20 protein-coding genes, 1 pseudogene and 1 riboswitch are annotated in these 17,297 nt (G+C 69.2%); of the genes and pseudogenes, 6 read left to right on the forward strand and 15 right to left on the reverse strand.

Annotated features, from left to right (window positions below):
* Nucleotides 1–85: 85 nt before the first annotated feature.
* The 5 genes and pseudogenes from OHU89_RS46890 to OHU89_RS46910 all read right to left on the reverse strand — a co-directional run.
* Nucleotides 86–457: pseudogene (locus OHU89_RS46890) on the reverse strand (proton-conducting transporter membrane subunit); the annotation flags it as partial.
* A 15-nt stretch (nt 458–472) separates the two neighbouring features.
* Nucleotides 473–2,761 (reverse strand): heavy metal translocating P-type ATPase, encoded by a 2,289-nt coding sequence (locus tag OHU89_RS46895; protein WP_405652239.1) that lies wholly within the window; start codon nt 2,759–2,761, stop codon nt 473–475.
* A gap of 112 nt (nt 2,762–2,873) precedes the next feature.
* Entirely contained in the window at nt 2,874–3,167 is a 294-nt protein-coding gene (locus OHU89_RS46900; protein ID WP_266883126.1) for a heavy-metal-associated domain-containing protein, read from the reverse strand.
* A 219-nt stretch (nt 3,168–3,386) separates the two neighbouring features.
* Nucleotides 3,387–3,444: riboswitch (cobalamin riboswitch) on the forward strand.
* A 206-nt stretch (nt 3,445–3,650) separates the two neighbouring features.
* Entirely contained in the window at nt 3,651–3,911 is a 261-nt protein-coding gene (locus OHU89_RS46905) for a hypothetical protein (protein WP_405652242.1), read from the reverse strand.
* Nucleotides 3,912–4,055: 144 nt separating this feature from the next.
* On the reverse strand, nt 4,056–4,925 hold the full coding sequence (locus OHU89_RS46910; RefSeq protein WP_405652244.1) for a DUF5134 domain-containing protein: 870 nt from the start codon (nt 4,923–4,925) through the stop codon (nt 4,056–4,058).
* A 404-nt stretch (nt 4,926–5,329) separates the two neighbouring features.
* Between OHU89_RS46910 and OHU89_RS46915 the strand changes: the two genes are divergently transcribed.
* Complete coding sequence (locus OHU89_RS46915) at nt 5,330–5,761, forward strand: DUF6153 family protein (RefSeq protein ID WP_405652246.1); 432 nt, start codon at nt 5,330–5,332, stop codon at nt 5,759–5,761.
* A 76-nt stretch (nt 5,762–5,837) separates the two neighbouring features.
* On the forward strand, nt 5,838–7,457 hold the full coding sequence (locus tag OHU89_RS46920) for a multicopper oxidase family protein (protein WP_405652248.1): 1,620 nt from the start codon (nt 5,838–5,840) through the stop codon (nt 7,455–7,457).
* 50 nt (nt 7,458–7,507) lie between these two features.
* Here OHU89_RS46920 and OHU89_RS46925 read toward each other — a convergent pair whose 3' ends face one another.
* The 3 genes from OHU89_RS46925 to OHU89_RS46935 all read right to left on the reverse strand — a co-directional run bounded on the left by OHU89_RS46925 (nt 7,508) and on the right by OHU89_RS46935 (nt 9,168).
* Nucleotides 7,508–7,765, reverse strand: a complete 258-nt coding sequence (locus OHU89_RS46925) for a hypothetical protein (protein WP_405652250.1) — start codon at nt 7,763–7,765, stop codon at nt 7,508–7,510.
* A gap of 100 nt (nt 7,766–7,865) precedes the next feature.
* Nucleotides 7,866–8,597, reverse strand: coding sequence for a hypothetical protein (locus OHU89_RS46930; RefSeq protein WP_405652252.1), 732 nt, complete (start codon nt 8,595–8,597; stop codon nt 7,866–7,868).
* A gap of 214 nt (nt 8,598–8,811) precedes the next feature.
* Entirely contained in the window at nt 8,812–9,168 is a 357-nt protein-coding gene (locus OHU89_RS46935) for a hypothetical protein (RefSeq protein WP_405652254.1), read from the reverse strand.
* Nucleotides 9,169–9,442: 274 nt separating this feature from the next.
* On the opposite strand from OHU89_RS46935, the gene OHU89_RS46940 reads away from it, so the two are divergent.
* On the forward strand, nt 9,443–10,072 hold the full coding sequence (locus OHU89_RS46940) for a class I SAM-dependent methyltransferase (protein ID WP_405652257.1): 630 nt from the start codon (nt 9,443–9,445) through the stop codon (nt 10,070–10,072).
* Between the two features lie 27 nt (nt 10,073–10,099).
* Nucleotides 10,100–10,732 (forward strand): DUF2218 domain-containing protein, encoded by a 633-nt coding sequence (locus OHU89_RS46945; protein WP_405652259.1) that lies wholly within the window; start codon nt 10,100–10,102, stop codon nt 10,730–10,732.
* Between the two features lie 61 nt (nt 10,733–10,793).
* Here OHU89_RS46945 and OHU89_RS46950 read toward each other — a convergent pair whose 3' ends face one another.
* The 7 genes from OHU89_RS46950 to OHU89_RS46980 all read right to left on the reverse strand — a co-directional run bounded on the left by OHU89_RS46950 (nt 10,794) and on the right by OHU89_RS46980 (nt 15,915).
* Entirely contained in the window at nt 10,794–10,946 is a 153-nt protein-coding gene (locus tag OHU89_RS46950) for a hypothetical protein (protein ID WP_405652261.1), read from the reverse strand.
* 308 nt (nt 10,947–11,254) lie between these two features.
* Complete coding sequence (locus OHU89_RS46955) at nt 11,255–11,554, reverse strand: hypothetical protein (protein WP_405654964.1); 300 nt, start codon at nt 11,552–11,554, stop codon at nt 11,255–11,257.
* Nucleotides 11,529–12,176, reverse strand: coding sequence for a TetR/AcrR family transcriptional regulator (locus OHU89_RS46960; protein WP_405652263.1), 648 nt, complete (start codon nt 12,174–12,176; stop codon nt 11,529–11,531). The genes OHU89_RS46955 and OHU89_RS46960 overlap by 26 nt, the downstream gene beginning before the upstream one ends.
* A 373-nt stretch (nt 12,177–12,549) precedes the next feature.
* Nucleotides 12,550–13,419 (reverse strand): F510_1955 family glycosylhydrolase, encoded by an 870-nt coding sequence (locus OHU89_RS46965; protein ID WP_405652265.1) that lies wholly within the window; start codon nt 13,417–13,419, stop codon nt 12,550–12,552.
* A gap of 32 nt (nt 13,420–13,451) precedes the next feature.
* Entirely contained in the window at nt 13,452–14,477 is a 1,026-nt protein-coding gene (locus OHU89_RS46970) for an NlpC/P60 family protein (RefSeq protein WP_405652267.1), read from the reverse strand.
* Between the two features lie 161 nt (nt 14,478–14,638).
* Complete coding sequence (locus OHU89_RS46975) at nt 14,639–15,550, reverse strand: M56 family metallopeptidase (protein WP_405652269.1); 912 nt, start codon at nt 15,548–15,550, stop codon at nt 14,639–14,641.
* Nucleotides 15,547–15,915 (reverse strand): BlaI/MecI/CopY family transcriptional regulator, encoded by a 369-nt coding sequence (locus OHU89_RS46980; RefSeq protein WP_266883095.1) that lies wholly within the window; start codon nt 15,913–15,915, stop codon nt 15,547–15,549. The genes OHU89_RS46975 and OHU89_RS46980 overlap by 4 nt, the downstream gene beginning before the upstream one ends.
* A gap of 180 nt (nt 15,916–16,095) precedes the next feature.
* Between OHU89_RS46980 and OHU89_RS46985 the strand changes: the two genes are divergently transcribed.
* Entirely contained in the window at nt 16,096–16,518 is a 423-nt protein-coding gene (locus tag OHU89_RS46985; RefSeq protein WP_405652272.1) for a DUF6153 family protein, read from the forward strand.
* An 87-nt stretch (nt 16,519–16,605) separates the two neighbouring features.
* Nucleotides 16,606–17,235: a DUF305 domain-containing protein gene (locus OHU89_RS46990; protein WP_405652275.1), complete on the forward strand. Its 630-nt coding sequence runs from the start codon at nt 16,606–16,608 to the stop codon at nt 17,233–17,235.
* Nucleotides 17,236–17,297 lie beyond the last annotated feature (62 nt).

Here is a 17,297-nt window from a genome sequence, read left to right on the forward strand (position 1 = left end):
GGACGTCGACACCCCGCCGCCGCGCGCTGGGAACGACCAAAGACCGAGCGGCCGAAGGTCAGCGCGGGCGTCAGTGACCGACCCGTCAGCCCAATGCATCCAGGACGGGCCCTCCGGCGATTCCGAGGCCGAGGGAGATCGCCGCAGCGGTGTAGGCGACGATGTGGGCCGCGCCGTTCCCCTCGGCGGACGTCGGCGGCCCGCTCCTGGAGACCGCGGGCACGATCCAGCGCAGGTAATAGAAGAGCGAGGCCACGGTGTTGGCGGCGGCCAGGACGGCGAGCCAGGCGTAGCCGCCGTCGAACGCGGCACTGAACGCTTCGAGTTTGCCGAGGAAGACGGCGGTGGGCGGGGTGCCGACCAGCCCCAGCAGGCAGATGACGAGACTCGCGGCCAGCAGTGGACGCTCTCTGGCGAGTCCCCGGTAGTCGTCCAGCGTGTGGGCGCGGGGGAGGGAGCGTCGTTCACGCGCTCACTTGAAGGACCGCAGACGCAGGCTGTTGGTCACCACGAACACCGACGAGAACGCCATCGCAGCACCCGCGATCATCGGGTTGAGCATGCCGAAGGCGGCCAGCGGCAGGGCCGCGACGTTGTAGCCGAAGGCCCAGAACAGGTTGCCCTTGATGGTGGCCAGCGTCCTGCGGGACAGGCGGATCGCGTCGGCGGCCACCCGCAGGTCGCCGCGTACGAGGGTCAGGTCGCCCGCTTCGATCGCCGCGTCCGTGCCGGTACCCATGGCCAGGCCCAGGTCGGCTGTGGCGAGGGCGGCAGCGTCGTTGACACCGTCGCCGACCATCGCGACCGTACGGCCCTCGCTCTGCAGCCGCTTGACCACGTCCACCTTGTCCTGGGGCAGGACTTCGGCGATGACCTCGTCGATGCCGACGGACTTCGCGACCGACTCGGCGACCAACTGGTTGTCGCCGGTCAGCAGTACGGGCGTCAGGCCCAGCCTGCGCAGTTCGGCCACCGCTTCGGCGCTGGTCTCCTTGACGGCGTCGGCGACGGTGAGGACACCGCGCGCCTCGCCGTTCCAGGCGACGGCAACCGCCGTACGTCCCTCCGCCTCCGCGGCCGCCTTGGCCTCGGCCAGCTCCTGGGGGAGTTCGATGGCCCACTCCTTGAGGAGCTTCTCGCGCCCGACGAGCACGGCGTGGCCGTCGACGACGCCCTGGACGCCGAGGCCGGCGACGCTCTCGAAATCCTCCGGGACGGGAAGGCTTCCGGTCCGCTCGGTCGCGCCGACCGCGATGGCCTGGGCGATGGGGTGCTCGGAGGCGTGCTCCAGCGCCCCTGCCAGTCGCAGCAGTTCGTCCTTGTCCACGCCAGGGGCGACGTATACGTCCTGGAGGGTCATGCGTCCGGTGGTGACCGTGCCGGTCTTGTCGAGGACGACGGTGTCGACGCGGCGGGTGGACTCCAGGACCTCGGGGCCCTTGATGAGGATGCCGAGCTGAGCGCCGCGGCCGGTGCCGACCATGAGCGCGGTCGGCGTGGCCAGGCCCAGCGCGCAGGGGCAGGCGATGATCAGGACGGCGATGGCGGCGGTGAAGGCGGACACCGTGTCACCGGTGGCGCCGAGCCAGACTCCGAAGGTGGCGACCGCGATGAAGATGACGACCGGTACGAAGATTCCGGAGATCCGGTCGGAGAGGCGCTGCACCTCGGCCTTGCCGTTCTGCGCGTCCTCGACGAGCCTCGCCATCCGCGCGAGCTGCGTGTCCGTGCCGATGCGGGTCGCCTCGACGACGAGCCGGCCGCCGGCGTTCACGGTCGCCCCGGTGACGGCGTCCCCGACGGTCACGTCCACCGGCACCGACTCACCGGTCAGCATGGACGCGTCCACCGCCGACGCACCCTCCACGACGGTGCCGTCGGTCGCGATCTTCTCCCCGGGCCGTACGACGAAGCGGTCACCGACGGCCAACTGGCCCACGGGGACGCGCACTTCCTTGCCGCCGCGCAGCACCGCGACGTCCTTCGCGCCCAGCTCCATGAGTGCCCGCAGTGCCGCACCCGACTTCCTCTTGGCGCGAGCCTCCAGATACCGCCCGGTGAGGATGAACGTCGTCACCCCGGCCGCGGCCTCCAGATAGATGGAGGAGGAGCCGTCCCCACGGGAGACGGTGAACTCGAAGCCGTGGCGCATGCCCGGCATCCCGGCATGCCCCCAGAACAACGCCCACACCGACCAGCCGAGCGCGGCGAGCGTTCCGATGGATACCAGCGTGTCCATGGTCGCGGCACCGTGCCGCAGGTTCGTCCAGGCCGCCTTGTGGAACGGGAAGGCGCCCCAGACCACGACGGGAGCCGCAAGGGTCAGCGACAGCCACTGCCAGTTGTCGAACTGCAGGGCCGGGACCATCGCCATCAGGACGACAGGCACGGTGAGAATCAGCGAGATGTACAGGCGCTCGCGCAGGGACAACAGCTCGCCGTCCGCCGCTGGAGCGGCCTGCGATTCGCCTTCGTCTCCTGTGTCCGATGCGGGCGGGGGCGGCTCCTCGGCGGTGTAGCCGGTCTTCTCGACGGTGGCGATGAGGTCTGCGACCTCGACACCTTCCGGGAACGAGACCTTCGCCTTCTCGGTGGCGTAGTTGACGGTCGCGGTGACGCCGTCCATGCGGTTGAGCTTCTTCTCGATGCGGGCGGCGCACGAGGCGCAGGTCATGCCGCCGATGGAAAGCTCGACCTCGGAGGCAGGCGCGGCCGCGGGTGCCGTGCCAGGTAGGGCCTTTTCGGGAGCCGTGCTGGTCATTGCGTATCTCCAGGGGGAGGCCGGGACGTACGGCGTCCGTATCAGCGGAGCGATACGTCCCGGCGCGGGAGGAATTCGCGTGTCCAGGGCCGTGGCGGCCCCGGAGAGATCGTCAGGCGCGGCCGACGAGCTCGTAGCCGGCCTCGTCGACGGCGGCGCGGACGGCCTCCTCGTCGAGCGGGGCGGCGGACGTGACGGTGACCTCGCCGGACGCGGCGACGGCCTTGACCGCGGTGACGCCGTCGAGTGCGGAGATCTCCTGGGAGACCGCGCCCTCGCAGTGGCCGCAGGTCATGCCGGAGACCTTGTAGACGGTGGTGACGCCGACGCCCTGGACGTCGACCGCGGCGGTGGAGCCGCAGGAACCGGAGCCGCAGCAGGAGCTGGTGTTCGTCTCAGTGGTCATGGCTTCTTCCTCAGGCTGTGGTTGCGTGGGTCGTCCTCCGGGAGTGGCGTGGTTCCCTGGCCCTCCCGGATGCGTCAACACTATACCCCCTAGGGGTATTTCTGTATCTGTGGTGCTGTCCATGCGGCGCTGTCCAGCCGATCCGGTGATCCGCTAACTCGCTTAGTAGCGCCGCGACCTGTGGCGACAACTTCACATCGAGGCGACGACGTGCTGAATTCCGGTGAGAATCCGGGACGGTGCCGCCCCTGTGACCGGGGTTGCCCCGGGAGTCAGACACTGACCCGTCGTCCTCCTGAACCGTGGGGCGTGTGCACCCCCACGAGGACTTCCGAGTGCTCTCGGCCGTGTCCGTGGGTCTGCCCTGGGGCGGTCCGTGCCCGGACGACGGCGAGCGTGTCCATTGCAGTCGTGCCCGTCGTCTGACGCATCGGCGGCGTGGCCGCGGTCGGTGCCCGTGCGCCGACCGAAGTCCTCGGTGACTCAACGGACGATCAGTGTGCCCGTCATGTTCGGGTGGAGGGTGCAGTCGAAGGCGTAGCGGCCTGCCTCGGAGGGGGCGGTGAACGTCCCGAGCGCGCTCGCGGATTCGGGCGCGGAGGCCGGGGCGGACGAGGAAGTGGCGCTGGGAGGGGCCGGGGAAGGATCGCTGTCCCCGTTGGAGCAGGCCGTTGCGAGCAGCAGGGCGGCGACTGCTGCGAGGGTGAGGGGGACGGAACGTCGGCGGCGATGTGAAGGCGACATCGGATCAGGTCCCTTCGTTCGGCGCCCGAGGGCAGTCTGGGCCGGGGATCACGAGTCCGAGTCCGCCCGTGCGCCTGAATCGCTTGTGCCAAACGGCCTCCTGGAGGGCCGTGGCACCCCATGCCGATCAGCGCCGGTCAGCCCTCACACGGCCATCATCAGCAGCATCGCGGACATGGTCCCGCCCATGCCGATGTGGGCCGCCAGTGCAGCCTCCGGAGCGGCCCCGAGTTTGCGGCGCCGCCCGTGACCGGTCCGCTGTGCCGTACGGGCCCTGTCCCACGCCGAGGTCGTCAGGGACGCCAGGAAGACGAACACCGTGTCCGGCATGGCGAGCAGCCAGCGACCCCAGCTGAACCGAGCCCCGGCGCCCCGGCCGATCTTGCGCGGGCTTCGAGCCCTGGCCCACACGGACGCCCCGATCGACAGCACGAAGTACACAGCGAGCGCCACGACCAGCAGCCGCCACATGGAGGAGGATCCGGAGGCAGTGCCGGTGTCGGCCGCGGCCTGCGTCACGCCGTGCATGTCCATTCCGTGCGCGGAGTCCATCCCCTCCATGGACTCCATGCCGGCCATCTCGTGGCTGTGTGCCGTGTCCGCAGTGCTCGCCGCGCTCTCCATGCCCGGCATGTGCGCCATGGAGGAATGCCCCAGGGCGAGGACTGGGCCGGACGACGTACTCGTCATGGCAAGCGTCATGATCACCATGCCGACGCTGCCGACGATGAGATGCACCCAGTGACGGCCGTGCTTCCATCCGCCCTCGCGCGTGTGCTTGACCACCATCGCCACGCCTACGAGAGAGAGGAGAGCAAACGCTCCCGACCACCACATGCCGTAGCCCGCGTACCAGGCGACCGTCGCAGGCAAGGCCATGGCGGCCATGCACAGGCCCATGAGCAGGTCGCCTCCGGCCGCGAGGCGGGCCGCACCGCTGGTGGTCACCACGCGGACCGCGCTGACGGCGGCCACCAAGGCTGCGATCGCCGCGATGGCCCAACTTAGCGCCATGCTCCCCATCTTCACCTCTCCGATCGTCTGAGCGCGGCCGGACTGCGATGCCGACGCAGCTTCGTTGCACAGAGCACTCGTGGCGTCTCTCGAGCTGTCAACTGCTAGTGCCCTTAGTACGCCCTGAGATTGGGGAGCGTTCAGGGACCGGTGAGATTTCACGGCGGGGATCACTGCCATGCGTCTGCAGTGCCCACGCCTTGTGCGTGGCTACTAGTACATTTCGTAGTTACGTCTCACTGGCTCGTCGCCGTCTCCGTGGTGGCGACCGGGCAAGGGGCGTGGTCGTGGGCGGTGCAACAGGAAGCGGCACGTAGTGCTGGCACCGTCCACGACCGAGACGGTCGGGTACCCCCAGGGGGTAGGATGTCGACTCCGGTGATCGGTGAGGGCGAGTGGAGCTCATGACGGCACGAACGGCTCGTGGTGGCGGCATAGCCGTCCGCTGGGCCTACGGGGTGTTCCTCACCCTGTGCGTCGCGCTGGCCGTGCTCGTTCACCACGAGACATCCGCGATGGGTGTCTCGTCGATGCCGAGCGCCACCCACGCCGCCATGCCGGGCATGGCCCATGGCGTTCACGTGATGCCGGATGAGACAGCACCGTCGGTCTCGGACGGCTCCTCCCGTGGCGCCGACGACAACGGCGCGTGTGCCGCGCCCGGCATGCAGCACTGCGCCACGGCGAGCATCGACTCCGTGCAGCTCGCCGGCCCCGCCCAGGCCGCGTTCGACCCGTCGGTGAATCCGAGCCAGGCCGTGGCCGGACGTACACCAGGCGCCACGGTCGGCCGAGCCCCGCCAGATCTGTCCGTGCTCTCGCAACTGCGCATATAGGCCGCGCCGGACGGCGCGCGATGTGCCGTCCCTCCGCGACCACATCGGCAGTTTCGAGGCAGAGGACACAACCTCCATGAACAGCATCAACCGACGCTCCGTCCTGCTCGCCGGACTGGGAGCCGCCGGCGCGAGCGCGCTCGCCGCGTGCAGCAGTGGCTCAGGATCCGGTGGCAGCAACGCACTCGTGAACCCTTCCGGATCGGCGGTCGCAGCCGCCGAGAAGAAGCGCAAAGGCACCGGGCGCCAGCAGAAGCTCACTTTGACGGCCGCGACCGCCATGATCGACCTGGGCGGCGGCGTCATGCCCAAGACCTGGGCGTTCGACGGCCGTACCCCGGGCAAGGAGGTCCGCTTGTCCGTCGGCGACACCCTGGTGGCCGAGCTGTCCAACCAGCTCCCGAACCGGACGACCACGTCGATCCACTGGCACGGCATCGCGCTGCGCAACGACATGGACGGCGTGCCACCCGCCACCCAGACCGCCGTCCGGGCCGGCTCCACCTTCACCTACCAGTTCGTCGCCGACGCCCCGGGTACGTACTTTTTCCACCCGCACGTCGGCGTCCAGCTCGACCGCGGCCTGTACGCGCCGCTGATCGTCGAGGACCCCAACGAGACACTGGACTACGACGACGAGTGGGTCGTCCTTCTCGACGACTGGGTCGACGGTGTCACCGGCACTCCCGACGAGGTCTTCGCCGAGCTCAAGCAGGGCATGGGCGGTATGGGCATGGGGGAGAGCGCCAGCGCCAGCTCCAGCGGTATGGAGGGCCACGACATGGGGAACATGGGCGGGATGGACATGGGCGACTCCGCGTCCCCCTCGGCCTCAGCCTCGTCCGGCGGCATGTCCATGAAGTTCATGCTCATGGGCGCCGAAAGCGACCTGCTCGGCGGCGACGCCGGCGACGTGAAGTACCCGCACCACCTGATCAACGGCCGGGTGGCAACCGACCCGGACGTCTACACCGGAAAGCCCGGCAAGAAAGTGCGGCTGCGGATCATCAACGCGGGCGGGGATACCGCCTACCGGCTCGCCCTCGGCGATCACAAGCTGACCGTCACGCACACTGACGGCTTCCCGGTCCTGCATCAGGAAGTGGACGCCCTGTTGGTCGGCATGGGGGAGCGGTACGACGTCCTCGTCACCCTCGGCGACGGGGTCTTCCCGCTCGTCGCGCTGGCCGAGGGCAAGAACGCGACCGGCTTCGCCCTGGTGCGCACTGGCTCGGGGAGCGCGCCGAAGGCGACGGTCCGCCCGAAGGAACTCGACGGCATGATCATGGGTGCGCCCCAGTTGCGTGCCGCCGACGATGTACGCCTGAAGTCCGCCAAGGCCGACGTCACGCACCAGATCAAGCTGACCGGCGGCATGGACAAGTACAACTGGGCCATCAACGGTACGCCGTTCGACATGAACGACCCTGACGCCCACCCGATCCTCATTGAGGAGGGCCAGCGTGTACGGCTCGACTTCGTCAATGACACCGACATGTGGCACCCGATGCACCTGCACGGGCACACGTACCAACTGGGCGAGGCCGGGCCGCGCAAGGACACGTCGATCGTGCTGCCCAAGAAGAAGCTGTCCGTCTTCTTCGACGCCGACAACCCGGGTCAGTGGATGCTGCACTGCCACAACGCGTACCACGGCGAGGCGGGGATGATGGCGAACGTGGCTTACCGGGCCTGACGCTCTCCTCGCGCCGTCCCCGGGCCTGCCCGGGGACGGCGCATGAGTGGCTATGGCGAGATGTCCCCCTCGTGGGAAGCGGGCTCGAAGGCGGATGCCGTCGGCTCTTCCCGCCTGTGCCGCCGCCTCTCCCGCCATGCCAGCTCCAGTATCAGAGCCACGGCGAAGGCGATAGCCAGCACCGTCGCGATGAAGCCGAAGGTGGAGACCCCCGACAGGAGCCCGCTCTGGTCCTCCTTGATATCGGAGGCGACTTGAATGGCGCCGGGGGTGCTGCTCGGGGCATAGGCGTCGGTGAATCCGGTCATATCCCCTCCGGTTCGCCCCCGTTGAAGGGAGTGCGATGCCTACGTTACCCGGCCAAAGCTAAGCTCATTAGTAGATGGCTGATTCCGGCGTCGTTGACGGTCAGTGGCTGTGGCCGTCGTCTACGTGACCGGATTCCTCCTCGGGGGGAGCACTGGATTCCGGCGCCGAGGGCTCGGCGGTGGGTGCGGTGGGCTCCTCCTCGGTGCTGTGCTCGTCGTCGGCTTCCTCCTCCGTGCCACCACCGTGGCTGTGCCCGCTCTCGCCGGAGGGTTCGCCCAGCCCGTCCGCCACCGCCCGCAGGCCGAAGAAGCTGACGGCGGCCGTGAGGAGCACCGCCAGACCCAGCGGTCCGAAGATGCGGCGCCAGGAGGACTCCGCGTCCTTGAGCACGAAGGCGATGAAGGAGACCGCTATCCCCAGGGGGACCAGCGCGGCACCCCGATCCGGGAAGTCCTCGAAGTGCTGCAGGCCGCCGCTGAGCATGCCGATGCCGAACGAGAGCATCAGTGAGGCCGCGATGATGAGGACCGCGCGTCGTAGTGCCGGGCGGTCGGTGGCGAGGAGGAACTCGTTGACCACCGTCGCGGCGAGGAATACCAGTACCCCGATGACGGCGATCTTCGTGTACCGGGCCGGGTCCAGCGGATGGTGCACCACGGCGCCGCTGATGAGCCCTGCCCCGACGAAGTACAGCACGTATCCGATGTAGCGGCCCCCGAGGGGTGCGGGTTTGCGGGCGCGGCGGCGGCCGCGACGGGCGGCCGCTCGGCCGCCTCCGGGGCGTGGCTGCTGGGGCGCGGATGGGGAGTGGTGGTCGGTGACGAGGGACAAGGCAGGGCCTTTCAATGGCTCGGAGTCGAGGGAAGGCAGGGTGGCGGCCGGTCCGGGCCGGGCCGGGCAAGGGAGCGCGACGCCGGGCGTTCGGCGGAGGTCAACGGGCGTGGTGCATGGCTGGCTTGCCGACGCGGGGCGTACGAAGCCCTTCAGGGATCTGAAAACGGGCTAGGGCAGGCACAGGCCTGGCAGCGAGATGAGTTCGGTCCGCCTAGATGCGCAATACGGACGGTGCGCCCGGTGGCCTCGTGTCCGGGTCCGCCTCGACGGCGTGCATGCGGGAGCGCGGCAACAGGTGGCAGGCGTCGGTCACTTCGAGCGGCGATGTGCTGGGCGGAGGCACGTCGAGTGCCTCATTCGGCTGGCTCGGCGCGCAGTTGTGTGCGGCCGTCGCGGATTCGCCGTCCTCCTGCTGACTGTGATCGTGCTCGGCGGAGGGCTCCGGTTCGGCGGCGGTCAGTGACACGGTGACGCCCGCATCGAGATGTCCGGCGGCACTTTCTCCGTGCAGGCCGTGAGAGAACAGCAGCCCGAACAGCAGTGCCGCGAGCCACAGCAGACGGCTCAACCGCGGAGCCCGCGTGCGGGCTCCTGTCGGGGCTGAAGCCGTCCGTTCGATGAGCACGGCGCGATCATAGCCAGTCCGGAGAAGGCGTGCGCCGCCGCCCGCTCGGTGGGTCGCGGGCCCGATGCACCCTGGCTGCGTACTCATCGATGGATACGTGGCGCCGGTATGGAGACACTATGGATTGACATAGACAGAGTGTCTCCATAAAGCTGGTAGCCGTCACGAGGATCCGGGCAACGCCCCGGACGGCAGACGCGACGGGAAGGACACCGGCATGGCCGGCTCACTCCGTTACCCCCACCCGCACCCAGGTTCCGTCGAGCCGCCGGAGCCCGACGACCTCTACGCCAGTCCACCGCCCTGGGACATAGGCCGACCGCAACCGGCGTTCCTCGCTCTCGCCGACGCGGGCGTCATTCAGGGCCGGGTACTGGACGTCGGCTGCGGGACCGGCGAGCACGCGCTCATGTGTGCCGGCGTCGGCCTGGACGCCACGGGCGTCGACCTCGCCTCCCGAGCCCTGCGCGCCGCCGAGGAGAAGGCGCGTGAGCGTGGCCGCGCGGCGAGGTTCCTCCGCTGGGACGCCCTGAGGCTGGCCGACCTCGAGGAGTCCTTCGACACCGTGCTCGACTGCGGGCTCTTCCATGTCTTCGGCGGCGCGGACCGTGCCTCCTACGTCGACAGCCTGCGGGCCGCGACGCGGCCGGGCGGCCGCTACTTCATGCTGTGCTTCAGCGACCGGCAGCCCGGCGAGTGGGGCCGGGTGCACAAGCTCACGCGGGACGAGATCAAGGTCTCGTTCGCCGACGGATGGCGTATCGACTCCATGGAACCCAGCACGATCGACATCACCACCGACCCGGACGGCATCCGGGCCTGGCTCGTCGCTCTCACCCGGATCTGACCCGGTGAGCAGCCCGAAGGGAACGCCATGCTGACCGCCGAGGCCCGCGTCGAGACCGACCGCGCGAGCCGCTACCTCGACCAACTCTGCCGCCACACCCAGCAGATGGGGCAACGCCCCCACTACCGGCCGCGCACGCACGGCGGCGGTGACACGCACAGGCCCCCTGAGGTGTGCGATGTCGAATGGTCCGAGACCCAGGGGGCGGTCCGCCTCAGCTTGGGCCAGTGGGCTCTGCGGGCCACGCCCGAGGCGCTGGTACTGCGCGTCGAGGCCAGCAACGAGGACGACCTCCAGCGGATGCAGGGCCTCATCGCCGCACGCCTCGAAAAAATCGGCAGACGTGATCATCTCAGCGTGTCCTGGCGGCGATCCGAGGTGAGCGGATTTCATCCCGGCGAAGCCGACGAGACCGACGGCTCGCATCCGCAGCAGGCGCCACGGCGCGCACGGCGCTGGTCCCTCAAGGCAGTCGGCGGCATCGTGGCGCTGTTTGTCGTCGGGCACCTCGCCCTGGGCGGATCCGTGCTGGCGGTCGCGCGGTGGTGGGGCTGGGGAGCCGGGGCCATCATCCTGCTGGTCGTCGTCGTGAAGCTCATCGGGCTCGGCGGCCTCGCTGCCCGTCACGGCCATCGGCGCAGGCGTAGGGAAAGGGTATGAAACGTAGGGGAGTGATGCCGAAATTCACCATCGCGGATCACACCGGTATCGACTAACCTGCTTAGGAGACGTGTGCGTTTTGCTGGGCGTCGTTGATGGCCCTGTCGATGAACGCGAGTGCCTGCGAGCGGCGCTCGAAGGAGGTGCGGTACAGGGACTTCTCCGCGGCGCAGCACCTGACGCGCAGGCACTCCTCCACGATGCGGACTTGCACTTGTGGACGTGCGGGCCTGGCGCTGTCTGCAGCGGGTCTGCGGCGACCTGGTCCCAGGTGACGTACGAGCCAGCTCCCGGTCGTCCGGGGGAGCTGACGACACGGCCACGAAGTCGATGTCGCCGGCCCCGGCATGGAAGTCGTGCAGTGCCACGGAGCCCACGAGATAGAGGCCTTGGACCAGCCCTGGCAGCTCTGTGTCGACGGCGTTCACGTATGTCTGGACGACCACGTAAACAGAAGGATCCAGGATCAGTAGGGGCGAAGCCTGCCTCCAAGCCGCGGTCGGCGCTACGGCGCCGAAACCATCAGCCTGCTGCGACTTGTGGCGCGAGTGCCCACTTCTCTTCGATGCGGCCGTTCCGCCAGACGGGCAGCGCGGCGACCCAGGTCACGACGAGGAGTCCCACGACGGCGTGGCCGACGCTGTTGAGGTTGATGTCGCCGATCCGGTCCCAGAAGACACCGTGCAGGGAGAGCTTCTCCGCGGCGATTGACAGCAGCTCGACCGTGCCGATGAGGAGGGCGGCGGCGACCGGGAGACCGGTGATCGTGATGCCGTAGAAGACCTTGCGGACCGGGCTAGTGATCGGAGTGCCGTGCGCGATGGCCGTGCTCGCGGGGACTCGTCGCCTTCCGGTCCTCCGGCGCGACGTGCGCGTCGCGGAGCCCGGACAGCGTGACCGTGACGAGGCGGTCGGCCGCCGCTTCGGACGGCAGGGCAGCAGCCGCTGTGAGGGAGTGGAGGCAGTACGTCGCGAGTTCGTCGGGTGTCACGTCGCTGCGGAAGTCGCCGTCTTCCACGCCGCCGGCCAACAGGTCCCGGACCATGCCGTGGAGCTGCTGCTGCGCTCGTACGACCCGCTCGTCCCGATGCAGGAACACCCCGAGTTCGGTGCCGTGATGCCCGCTGGACTCACGTGAGATGTGGGCGAACGCCCGCAGGACCGCCTCGAGTTGCGCGGCGGCACCATCGGTCTGGTCCCGGACCTTCGCGAGCAGTCCCAGGTGCTCGGTGATCTGGCGGTCGTGCCAGGCGAGAAGGATCGCCTCGACGTCCGGGAAGTACTTGTACAGCGTTGCCCGCCCGATGCCGGCCTGCTCGGCGATCTGCGACATCGTCACCGACCGCACCCCGTTCTCGGCGGCCAGCTCCGCGGTGGTGTTCAGAATCGCGTCGCGCACCGCACGCCGGTGCGCCTCGATCGTCTCGTTCCACAGCTTCGGCACTGGATCAGTGTACGTGGCGGCGATGTCGATACACTCTGCTTAACATCGTAGACATCATGTCTCGTAAAATACGGGTCGCGAACAGCGTTCGGCGGTCCGGGACGACCTGGCGGCCGGGCTGGGTGTTCCTCGGTAACGGGCGGCAAGGGCGGGTCGTCCATACCCCACCTGGGTATGCTGATGTCATGGTTGCTGTCGCCAAAGAGATCACCTTCGAAGGGTCGACCCGTCCTTGTGCGAAGGGTTGTGGACTCGGTGCCGCAGAACTGGTGTTGTTGAGGCAGGTATTGGGCCTGTGTCTTCGCCTGACCGTCCGGCTGTCCGGTGACTGCCCTCCACGCAGGGGTAGTTGACCCTCGCCCGATAGCCGCGGTCACGCGGTGAGGGGCGCGAGCCTGCTGAAAGTCTTGCCGCCGTCGCGGGATTCGTACACACCGTCCTGCGTCGCGGCGAGAACGCGCTCGGCATCCACGGCGGTCAGCGCCTGGGGCTGTCCGCCGGGCACGGTCGCGAGCTGCTTCCACGTCTTGCCGCCGTCCGTGCTGCCGCTCAGCTTCCCGGACGGGTCGATGCCGAACAGGGACTTCTCCGCGGGCCAGGACAGGAAGGCCTGAACCGGCTCGGCCCCCTTGCCGAAGGTGCGCCCGCCGTCGGTGCTGGCCGCAACGCCGTCGGCGGTGGTTGCCAACAGCTCGTCTCCGGCCGGGCTCACCGCGAGGTCGAGCGCCTCCAGCGTCGCCCGGTCCTCCCAGCTCTTCAGATCGCTGCTCACCCTGATGCGTCCGCCCTCGTATCCGTAGACGGTGCCCTTGGCCGAGTCCAGTGAATGGAAGTCCGCCTCCCCGGACAGCGACCGGGTCGTCCACGTGCGACCCGCGTCCTTGGACTCGATCAGGCCGACGTTCCCCGGACGGCCGCTGCCCTCGGCGCCGTGCCCGCTGGCCACGAAGGTGTTCTCGCCGGTCACGGTGAACCCCATGAAGTCATCTCGGCTGTCGCCGACGAGCTTCGACTTCCCGCCCTTGGCCATGGTGTAGACGCCGGTGTGAGTGGCGACGTAAGCACGTCCGTCGGCGGGGTCGACGCCCAGACCGTGCACATGGGAGAGCGTCCCCGGCGAGTCCGAAGCCTCTGCCGCCGTGTCCGTGCCCGCGGAGCCTCCGCCGCAGGCGGCGAGGGCCAGAGAGGCGATCGAGGCGCCCACGACGGCGAGCAGCTTACGGACGGCCGGGCGTGCGGTCACTGAAGTTCCTTGAGTGATACGAGTGTTGGTGCTCAGGGCCGGGACGCGGCGAAGAACGGCATGGAGTCCAGCGGGACGATCTCGATGTTCTTGCCGGTGCGCGGCGCGTGGATGGCCTTGCCGTCGCCGACGTACATGCCGTTGTGCTGGTTGTCGTTGTACCAGTAGATGACGTCGCCCGGCTGCAGGTCCGACTTGGACACCTTGCGGCCTGCGTCGTACATCTGCTTCACGGTACGGGGCAGGGACACGCCCGCCGAGCGCCAGGCGGCTCCCACGAGTCCTGAGCAGTCGTAGGAATTGGGGCCGGTCGAACCCCACTCGTAGGGCTTGCCGAGCTGGGCGTACGCGAACTCGATGGCGGTCTTGGCGCGACCGCTGGCGGGGCCGTTGTAGGAGGTGGGGGAGTCGCTGGCGCCCGAGGAGGCGTCGTCCTGCTCCTGGGCGGCCTCCATCCTGGCGCGCTGCTCGGCGGTCAGGCTGTTGAGGAGCTTGCGGGCCTTGGCGAGCTTGCCCTGGACCTCGTCCTTCTTCGCTGCGGCCTTGGCGCGCGTCTCCTCCAGGGACTCCAGGCGCTTCTGGGCGTCCTGCCGCTCCTGGGTGAGCTCGCGCTGCTTGGCCTGCATCGCGCGCAGGGCGTCGGCCTGCCGACTGCTCGTGCGGTCGAGCATCTCGGCATGGTCGAGGTAGTCGTCCGGGTCGCCGGACAGGAAGAGTTCCACGCTCGGGTCGATGCCGCCGCTGCGGTACTGCGCGGCCGCCAACGGACCTATCTTCTCCCGCAGTTCGTTGACCTCCTGCTGCTTGCGTGCCAGCCGGTCCCGCGCGGCGTCGGCCTCGCCCTGCAGCTTCTTCTGCTGCTCGCTGATGGCGTTGTACTCCTCGGTGGGAGCCTCGGCCTCCTCGTAGAGCTGCTCGACCTGCTTGCGCACCTCGTCCACCGTGGGCTTAGGGGCCGCCTGGCTCTGTGTCGGCAGGAGGCTGACGGCTCCGGCGGCCATGCCGAGGGTGGCTATCCGGGCTCGGCTGGGCGGCTTCGGCCGACGGTGGGTTCCCATCGTGGGGTGAGCTCCTCTGCGCGGTCTGTGTACCAGGCGACGGGCTCTGGCGGCCGTCGTACCGGCGCCAGGGCGCCGACCGGTCAAGCGCGTTAGAACTTAGTAGGTTAGTAGTGTGGATCGCAAGTGTGTCCGAGTCGCGGGTGTCTCACGCGAATCGGTCAGCCGAGCCCGGGCGGGCAGGCGACCAGCAGCGGTAGCAGCGGAACCGCCATGGCCAGGGCGGCGACGGAGCCCCAGAGTGCGGGGTGGGGTGCCTTGCGCGGCCCCAGGACTCGCTGCAGCCGGATGAGGACAGTGTGGCCGCCCGCGGCGAACGCGCCCTTCGGGGTGCGGGCTGCGGCCATCTCGTACATGGCGGTGGCCAGCACCTCGTCGGAGTGTCGGCGCAGGGCATGGTCGTCCGCGATCATCTCCAGCAGCAGTGCCGTCTCCTCCCGGGCGTGGTGGGCCAGTGGGAGTAGGCGGAACACCGAGTGGAAGGCCTCCATGGCGGCCAGGACCAGGTGGTGGCGGCCCGCGATGTGCGCCTGCTCGTGCTCCAGAACGGCGCCGAGTTGTTCCGGCGTCAGCTCGCGCACGGCCGCGTCGCTGACCACGACCCTGGGGCGGCGACCGGGCAGGCAGTAGGCGGCGGGGATGGCGTAGGGCAGGACGGTGGCGCTCAGCCGCGCCGAGTGGCGGCCCACCAGGTCGAGCGTCTCCCGGTGCTCGGTCCGCGCTCGACGGGCGCGCGCCACCTGGTAGGCGAAACTGGCAGTCAGGGCGACCGCGATGGCGGCGGGCACACCAACGGCCAGTCGGTCCGCCATGCCGGGGTCGGGCCTGCCCGCTCCCACATCGAGCCCGCAGGAGTGCAGCAGGCCCACCAGGCCCGCGTGCAGGTGTTCGGTCGGCATGGCGAGGTTGTACGCGGTGAGCGCGACCCCGATCGAGAAGGACACTGCGAGGGCGTGCCATACGGCGACGGCCAGGGCGGGCGCCCGGTGCGGCCATCCTGCCCGCAGCATCACGTGGGGGGCGACGACACCCACCATGGTCGTGTAGCCGACCAGGGCGGGGGTCGCGTTCACGACTTCGCCTGTCGTCCGACGTTCCGCAGGGCCTTGCGCAAGGCTGCCACCTCTTCCTCGGACATGTTCTCGACGAAGTGGACCAGAGCGGCCGGGCGGTCCTTGCTCTCTCCCAGGCCGTCCTCCATGAGCGCGGCGGCGTACGCCTCGCGGCTGCGGACCGGAGAGTAGAGCCAGGCGCGCTTCTGCTTGCCGCGCAGCAGCCACCCCTTGGTGTAGAGGATGTTGGTGACGGTCATCACGGTGGTGTACGCAACGGGGCGGGTCTTGTTTATGTCGTCGACGACCTCACGCACCGTGGCCGGACGGTTCCACGTCCAGAGGCGGTCCATGATCTCAGCCTCGAGATCCCCCAGCCGTCGCATGGGCCTGACTCCTTTTCGCCACCGAATGCGCAAGCGAGTACGCAAGGCCATAGTAGACGGCTGGTCTGGTCGGACTTCCTTGGCGGCGGACGCTCACACGCCCGCCATGCCGATTTTGCGGCCCATCGCGCGTACGGGCGAGATGCAAGGGATCAACGGCCTTGTGCCTACGATGGCGCTGTGACGCGCCCCGTACAGCTCGCCCCTCGACCGCAGTCGGTACTGCGGTCCTGCGGGCTGCTCGTGGGCGCTCTGCTGCTGGGACTGCTCGCCATGCACGGTCTCGGACCGGTACCGCATGCCGCGACAGCCCACGGACACGACCGCACGGTGGCGTCCGCGGGCATGGGCATGGGCGCCACGGTGGCCAAGCCCACGACGTGCGATCACGGCGGTGGCGACTGCCAGGGACACGCGAAGCACGCGGATCCGACCTGCGCCTCCGCCTCGGTGACCGGGACTCCCGGCGTGGCGCCCGCCCTGCTGCCCGATGTGGTGGCCTGCGCCGGAGCGCCGCTCGCGCGCACCTCTCCGGACGGCAGCGGACCCGACGGCGGCAGGGCGCCGCCCTCACTCTCCGAACTCCAGCTCCTGCGGATCTAGAGCGACCCGCGTGACGCCGCATGCCCATCAGGGCGCGGCGCTGCGCATCGGCATGCCCTTCGCAGATCCGATCCCAGGAGTTCAACCATGACCGCACGCCGCAAGCTCATCCGCCGTACCGCCCTCGCTGCCACCGCGGGAGTGGCCGCCCTCGTGCTTGCCGCCTGTGGAGGCGGCGACGGAGGCCACGACATGGGCTCGATGGAGTCCGATTCCAGCCCGTCCGCTTCCGCCCCGGCCAAGGCCGGCGACCACAACGACGCCGACATCGACTTCGCCACGGAGATGGTCCAGCACCACCGCCAGGCCGTCGACATGGCCGACTTGGCCGCCGACCGTGCTTCCTCGCAGGAGGTCAAGGACCTCGCCACGAAGATCAAGGGAGCGCAGGACCCGGAGATCAGGACGATGTCCGGCTGGCTCACCTCGTGGGGTGAGGAGGTCCCGGCCGACATGTCCGGCATGGAGGGCCACGACATGTCCCCCGGGATGCCCGGCATGATGAGCGGTGAGGACATGGACAAGCTGAGGAAGGCCTCCGGCGCCGAGTTCGACGAGATGTTCCTCGAGATGATGGTCGAGCACCACGAGGGCGCCATCGAGATGGCCAGGACCGAGAAGGCCGACGGAAAGTACAGCCCTGCGACGAAGCTCGCGGACGACGTCATCACGGCCCAGACCGCCGAGATCGAGCAGATGAACAAGAGGCTCGGCTAGAGCTGACGCAGCGCCAGAAAACGGTGGGCCGTCGGGGCGAGACCCTGGCGGCCCGCTGTTGG

The sequence above is a fragment of the Streptomyces sp. NBC_00019 genome, assembly GCF_045041015.1.
Classification (GTDB): Bacteria; Actinomycetota; Actinomycetes; order Streptomycetales; family Streptomycetaceae; genus Streptomyces.

Excerpts from the sequence above, each read along its gene's own strand:
- OHU89_RS46945 (WP_405652259.1), top strand. The coding sequence starts at position 10,100 with ATGCTGACCGCCGAGGCCCGCGTCGAGACCGACCGCGCGAGCCGCTAC.
- OHU89_RS46970 (WP_405652267.1), bottom strand. The coding sequence starts at position 14,477 with ATGGGAACCCACCGTCGGCCGAAGCCGCCCAGCCGAGCCCGGATAGCC.
- OHU89_RS46900 (WP_266883126.1), bottom strand. The coding sequence starts at position 3,167 with ATGACCACTGAGACGAACACCAGCTCCTGCTGCGGCTCCGGTTCCTGC.
- OHU89_RS46980 (WP_266883095.1), bottom strand. The coding sequence starts at position 15,915 with ATGCGACGGCTGGGGGATCTCGAGGCTGAGATCATGGACCGCCTCTGG.
- OHU89_RS46895 (WP_405652239.1), bottom strand. The coding sequence starts at position 2,761 with ATGACCAGCACGGCTCCCGAAAAGGCCCTACCTGGCACGGCACCCGCG.
- OHU89_RS46905 (WP_405652242.1), bottom strand. The coding sequence starts at position 3,911 with ATGTCGCCTTCACATCGCCGCCGACGTTCCGTCCCCCTCACCCTCGCA.
- OHU89_RS46940 (WP_405652257.1), top strand. The coding sequence starts at position 9,443 with ATGGCCGGCTCACTCCGTTACCCCCACCCGCACCCAGGTTCCGTCGAG.
- OHU89_RS46990 (WP_405652275.1), top strand. The coding sequence starts at position 16,606 with ATGACCGCACGCCGCAAGCTCATCCGCCGTACCGCCCTCGCTGCCACC.
- OHU89_RS46925 (WP_405652250.1), bottom strand. The coding sequence starts at position 7,765 with ATGACCGGATTCACCGACGCCTATGCCCCGAGCAGCACCCCCGGCGCC.
- OHU89_RS46920 (WP_405652248.1), top strand. The coding sequence starts at position 5,838 with ATGAACAGCATCAACCGACGCTCCGTCCTGCTCGCCGGACTGGGAGCC.
- OHU89_RS46915 (WP_405652246.1), top strand. The coding sequence starts at position 5,330 with ATGACGGCACGAACGGCTCGTGGTGGCGGCATAGCCGTCCGCTGGGCC.
- OHU89_RS46910 (WP_405652244.1), bottom strand. The coding sequence starts at position 4,925 with ATGGCGCTAAGTTGGGCCATCGCGGCGATCGCAGCCTTGGTGGCCGCC.